The organism is Arthrobacter sp. ISL-28 (assembly GCF_018613875.1).
Lineage (GTDB): Bacteria > Actinomycetota > Actinomycetes > Actinomycetales > Micrococcaceae > Arthrobacter.
On the sequence record NZ_JAGGPJ010000048.1, the window covers coordinates 1 to 5,650 of the forward strand.

The following is a 5,650-nucleotide window of genomic DNA, read 5'->3' on the forward strand; positions in this document are numbered from 1 at the left end:
GGCGTTTCCCCCACGCTATGACCGCCGTAACCCTTGTACCCGGTCCCCCGGGCGGTGGCCTGGGGGTGGGAAATCTGGTGTTACAACTGTGCTGTGTTACCAGCTGTGGTGTTGTATTCAGTTGTTGGTTCGCAAGCAACGGGTTTGTTGGTTGGGAACCACATAGTGGACGCGGGCAGTCTTGTGTATCTTTTTACCCTGCTTCTGCTGTGAACGTCTTTTGAATGCCGTTCACGAAGAGAGTGTGTGGTGTAAGTTATCGGCCTATTAGTACCGGTCAGCTTCACGAGTCGTTAGTCCTCGCTTCCACATCCGGCCTATCAACCCAGTGGTCTGGCTGGGGGCCTCTCACACCCGGGGGTGTATGGAAATCTCATCTCGAAGCGAGCTTCCCGCTTAGATGCTTTCAGCGGTTATCCCATCCGAACGTAGCTAATCAGCGGTGCACTTGGCAGTACAACTGACACACCAGAGGTTCGTCCGTCCCGGTCCTCTCGTACTAAGGACAGCCCTTCTCAAATTTCCTGCGCGCGCAGCGGATAGGGACCGAACTGTCTCACGACGTTCTAAACCCAGCTCGCGTACCGCTTTAATGGGCGAACAGCCCAACCCTTGGGACCTACTCCAGCCCCAGGATGCGACGAGCCGACATCGAGGTGCCAAACCATGCCGTCGATATGGACTCTTGGGCAAGATCAGCCTGTTATCCCCGAGGTACCTTTTATCCGTTGAGCGACGGCCATTCCACAATGTACCGCCGGATCACTAGTCCCGACTTTCGTCCCTGCTCGAGATGTCTCTCTCACAGTCAAGCTCCCTTGTGCACTTACACTCGACACCTGATTGCCAACCAGGCTGAGGGAACCTTTGGGCGCCTCCGTTACTTTTTAGGAGGCAACCGCCCCAGTTAAACTACCCATCAGGCACTGTCCCTGACCCGGATTACGGGCCGAAGTTAGATGTCCAAAGTGACCAGAGTGGTATTTCAACGATGACTCCACCCGAACTGGCGTCCGGGCTTCAACGTCTCCCACCTATCCTACACAAGCCACTCCGAACACCAATACCAAACTATAGTAAAGGTCTCGGGGTCTTTCCGTCCTGCTGCGCGTAACGAGCATCTTTACTCGTACTGCAATTTCGCCGAGTTTATGGTTGAGACAGCGGGGAAGTCGTTACTCCATTCGTGCAGGTCGGAACTTACCCGACAAGGAATTTCGCTACCTTAGGATGGTTATAGTTACCACCGCCGTTTACTGGGGCTTGAATTCTCAGCTTCGCCTTGCGGCTAACCGGTCCTCTTAACCTTCCAGCACCGGGCAGGAGTCAGTCCGTATACATCGTCTTGCGACTTCGCACGGACCTGTGTTTTTAGTAAACAGTCGCTTCCCCCTGGTCTCTGCGGCCCCGATCCCCTCCCGGACGCACGGTCCGTTCAAGGTTGGGGCCCCCCTTCTCCCGAAGTTACGGGGGCATTTTGCCGAGTTCCTTAACCATAATTCTCTCGATCGCCTTAGTATTCTCTACCTGATCACCTGTGTCGGTTTGGGGTACGGGCGGCTAAAACCTCGCGCCGATGCTTTTCTAGGCAGCATAGGATCACCGAATCCCCCCTTACGGGAGTCCCGTCAGATCTCAGGCACGTGATTGAACACACAGAGACGGATTTGCCAATCTCTGACCCTACATCCTTGGACCGGGACAACCATCGCCCGGCTCGGCTACCTTCCTGCGTCACACCTGTTAATACGCTTGCCTCCCAGGATCAGGTCCCGCGCTCCACCAAAACCCGCACACCACAAGGGTGATTGGGCAGGTTTCGGGCGGTTAGTATCCCCTGTTCAGCATGGGCGGTTTTTCGCCGGTACGGGAATATCAACCCGTTGTCCATCGACTACGCCTGTCGGCCTCGCCTTAGGTCCCGACTTACCCAGGGCAGATTAGCTTGACCCTGGAACCCTTGATCATCCGGCGGACGGGTTTCTCACCCGTCTTTCGCTACTCATGCCTGCATTCTCACTCGTGTAGGCTCCACCGCTGGTTTACACCGCGACTTCACCGCCCACACGACGCTCCCCTACCCATCCACACTCCTGAACCACAAAGGCTTGGAAAACATGTGAATGCCACAACTTCGGCGGTGTACTTGAGCCCCGCTACATTGTCGGCGCGGAATCACTTGACCAGTGAGCTATTACGCACTCTTTTAAGGATGGCTGCTTCTAAGCCAACCTCCTGGTTGTCTTCGCAACTCCACATCCTTTCCCACTTAGCACACGCTTAGGGGCCTTAGTTGGTGGTCTGGGCTGTTTCCCTCTCGACTATGAAGCTTATCCCCCACAGTCTCACTGCTGCGCTCTCACTTACCGGCATTCGGAGTTTGGCTGACGTCAGTAACCTTGTAGGGCCCATTAGCCATCCAGTAGCTCTACCTCCGGTAAGAAACACGCAACGCTGCACCTAAATGCATTTCGGGGAGAACCAGCTATCACGAAGTTTGATTGGCCTTTCACCCCTACCCACAGCTCATCCCCTCCATTTTCAACTGAAGTGGGTTCGGTCCTCCACGACGTCTTACCGTCGCTTCAACCTGGCCATGGGTAGATCACTTCGCTTCGGGTCTAGATCACGCCACTGCAACGCCCTGTTCAGACTCGCTTTCGCTACGGCTTCCCCACACGGGTTAACCTCGCGACGTAACACTAACTCGCAGGCTCATTCTTCAAAAGGCACGCCGTCACAACTACAAAGGCTGCTCCGACGGATTGTAAGCACACGGTTTCAGGTACTGTTTCACTCCCCTCCCGGGGTACTTTTCACCTTTCCCTCACGGTACTGGTCCGCTATCGGTCATTAGGGAGTATTTAGGCTTATCAGGTGGTCCTGACAGATTCACACGGGATTTCTCGGGCCCCGTGCTACTTGGGATCCCTCCCAGGCGGTGCACAGCATTACGGTTACGGGGCTCACACCCTCTCCGGCCGGCCTTTCAAGACCGTTCACCTATACCTGCACTCACACCCCACTGTCCCGGCAGAGACAGAACGGGAAGTCCCACAACCCCGACCATGCAACGCCCGCCGGCTATCACACATGGAACGGTTTAGCCTGATCCGCGTTCGCTCGCCACTACTAACGGAATCACTATTGTTTTCTCTTCCTGCGGGTACTGAGATGTTTCACTTCCCCGCGTTCCCTCCACGCACCCTATGTGTTCAGATGCGGGTCACCAGATCACTCGCGCGTCTGGCGGGGTTTCCCCATTCGGACACCCTGGGATCACAGTCCGGTTATCGACTCCCCCAGGCTTATCGCAGATTCCTACGTCCTTCTTCGGCTCCTAATGCCAAGGCATCCACCGTGTGCTCTTAAAAACTTGACCACAAAAGATCAAAAACTAATTTCGAGAGAACCATGAAAACCACACCACAAACCAGCCACACCCCAAAGGGCACAACCAATCCACGGCACAGATCCAGGTTCATATTCTTGGAAATTGCTTCTTATAAAAGATGCTCGCGTCCACTATGTAGTTCTCAAACAACAACCCCGTACACCACACCCCACACACACAACAGTGCATGATCGGCAGCGCCAGGAAACCAGAAACACACAAGCCCCGGAAACCACCACAGCCAAAAACCGCAGCAACCCCCGGCCCTGTTGCCTCAGGACCCAACAGTGTGCCAAACACCACCCGGCGATACCGCACCGGTTCCGTTCCAGGACCACCACCACCCTCCCCCGAAAAGGGAAAGAACGCTGAGGTCCGTACTAACAACCGGCCCGTGCCGCCAGGCACCTATTCGTTGATATTCCACCCATGAGCACCCGCCGCAGAACAATCGTCTGCGCAACGGGCCTTTACTCCTGACAAACCCCACACCCCGCATACACGGAACATGGACAATCTGTAGGTGCTCCTTAGAAAGGAGGTGATCCAGCCGCACCTTCCGGTACGGCTACCTTGTTACGACTTAGTCCCAATCGCCAGTCCCACCTTCGACAGCTCCCTCCCACAAGGGGTTAGGCCACCGGCTTCGGGTGTTACCAACTTTCGTGACTTGACGGGCGGTGTGTACAAGGCCCGGGAACGTATTCACCGCAGCGTTGCTGATCTGCGATTACTAGCGACTCCGACTTCATGGGGTCGAGTTGCAGACCCCAATCCGAACTGAGACCGGCTTTTTGGGATTAGCTCCACCTCACAGTATCGCAACCCTTTGTACCGGCCATTGTAGCATGCGTGAAGCCCAAGACATAAGGGGCATGATGATTTGACGTCGTCCCCACCTTCCTCCGAGTTGACCCCGGCAGTCTCCCATGAGTCCCCGCCATTACGCGCTGGCAACATGGAACGAGGGTTGCGCTCGTTGCGGGACTTAACCCAACATCTCACGACACGAGCTGACGACAACCATGCACCACCTGTGAACCGGCCCCAAAGGGGAAACCACATTTCTGCGGCGATCCGGCCCATGTCAAGCCTTGGTAAGGTTCTTCGCGTTGCATCGAATTAATCCGCATGCTCCGCCGCTTGTGCGGGCCCCCGTCAATTCCTTTGAGTTTTAGCCTTGCGGCCGTACTCCCCAGGCGGGGCACTTAATGCGTTAGCTACGGCGCGGAAAACGTGGAATGTCCCCCACACCTAGTGCCCAACGTTTACGGCATGGACTACCAGGGTATCTAATCCTGTTCGCTCCCCATGCTTTCGCTCCTCAGCGTCAGTTAATGCCCAGAGACCTGCCTTCGCCATCGGTGTTCCTCCTGATATCTGCGCATTTCACCGCTACACCAGGAATTCCAGTCTCCCCTACATCACTCTAGTCTGCCCGTACCCACCGCAGATCCGGAGTTGAGCCCCGGACTTTCACGGCAGACGCGACAAACCGCCTACGAGCTCTTTACGCCCAATAATTCCGGATAACGCTTGCGCCCTACGTATTACCGCGGCTGCTGGCACGTAGTTAGCCGGCGCTTCTTCTGCAGGTACCGTCACTTTCGCTTCTTCCCTACTGAAAGAGGTTTACAACCCGAAGGCCGTCATCCCTCACGCGGCGTCGCTGCATCAGGCTTGCGCCCATTGTGCAATATTCCCCACTGCTGCCTCCCGTAGGAGTCTGGGCCGTGTCTCAGTCCCAGTGTGGCCGGTCACCCTCTCAGGCCGGCTACCCGTCGTCGCCTTGGTGAGCCATTACCTCACCAACAAGCTGATAGGCCGCGAGTCCATCCAAAACCACAAAAAGCTTTCCACCCCCCACCATGCGATGAGGAGTCATATCCGGTATTAGACCCAGTTTCCCAGGCTTATCCCAGAGTTAAGGGCAGGTTACTCACGTGTTACTCACCCGTTCGCCACTAATCCAGGAGCAAGCTCCCTTCATCGTTCGACTTGCATGTGTTAAGCACGCCGCCAGCGTTCATCCTGAGCCAGGATCAAACTCTCCGTTGAAAAACAAACAGACACAACCAGGAACCACGGGAAAACGCGGAACCAGACTGCACAAAATTTGAAACCAGCCAAAAACACCAGACCATCCACAGGGGCGGACAGCCCGGCACAATCAACCAATTCAATAAAAAATCGGTATCAACAAACTTGGCACACTATTGAGTTCTCAAACAACAGACACACCCGGCACCACCCAAA

The 5,650-nt window shown here is 55.5% G+C and carries 2 rRNA genes; both read right to left on the reverse strand.

The features are described 5' to 3' along the window. Nucleotides 1-246: 246 nt before the first annotated feature. Nucleotides 247-3,382, reverse strand: a 23S ribosomal RNA gene (locus tag J7E80_RS22460). 546 nt (nt 3,383-3,928) lie between these two features. After that, nucleotides 3,929-5,452 (reverse strand): 16S ribosomal RNA (locus tag J7E80_RS22465). Together the 16S and 23S rRNA genes form the textbook arrangement of a ribosomal RNA operon. Nucleotides 5,453-5,650: the final 198 nt, after the last annotated feature.